Annotated in this window: 1 protein-coding gene; it reads right to left on the bottom strand. The window is 67.1% G+C overall.

Going from position 1 to position 605, the window contains the following annotated elements; genetic code table 11:
• The coding region (locus tag NKJ18_RS32960) for a cadherin-like domain-containing protein (protein ID WP_352676854.1) at positions 1 to 605 on the bottom strand (605 nt) is incomplete at both ends.

Here is a 605-nt window from a genome sequence, read left to right as displayed (position 1 = left end):
GCGTTGTAGCCGGTGATCAGCAGCGTGCCGTGGTCGCCCGGGAAGGTCGAACCGTTGAGGCTGCCGATGGCAACCGTGGTGCCGCCGATGGTGACGCTCTGGACGTCGTCGAGGCCGTCGGGGTCCGATACCGTGAAGGTGCCGGTCGCCACCGTGCTGCCGTTGCCGGCCGCCGAGCCCGCCGCAAGGCCGGCTTCATAGACCAGGTCGTGCGCGCCGGCCGGGTTGCCCTGGTCGACGACGATCTGCGGCACGTCGTTGGTGCCGTTGATGGTGATGGTCAGCGTTGCCGTGTCGGTGTCGCCGTCGGCGTCCTTCATCGTGTAGTTGAAGGTCTCTGTCAGCGTCTGGCCGACATCGAGCGCCTGCACCGCCGGATCGGCGTTGTTGAGCGTATAGGTGTAGGTGCCGTCGCCATTGGGCGCGAAGGTGCCATGCGCGCCCGTCGTCGAGCCGTCCCAGCTGACGAAGCTCGTCGGCGTGTCGGCGCCCGGCTGGTTGTTGGCGTGCACGTCGTTGGTCAGCACATTGCCGTTGACCGGCGCAACCGCGTCCTCGCTGATGGAGTTGGTGTCGTTGACCGCATTGGGCACGTCGTCGACGAT

The sequence above is a fragment of the Mesorhizobium sp. M0217 genome (assembly GCF_040321955.1).
GTDB lineage: Bacteria > Pseudomonadota > Alphaproteobacteria > Rhizobiales > Rhizobiaceae > Mesorhizobium.
The sequence above is the reverse complement of the archived record's forward strand: the minus strand, read 5'-3'. Positions and strand labels throughout refer to the sequence as shown.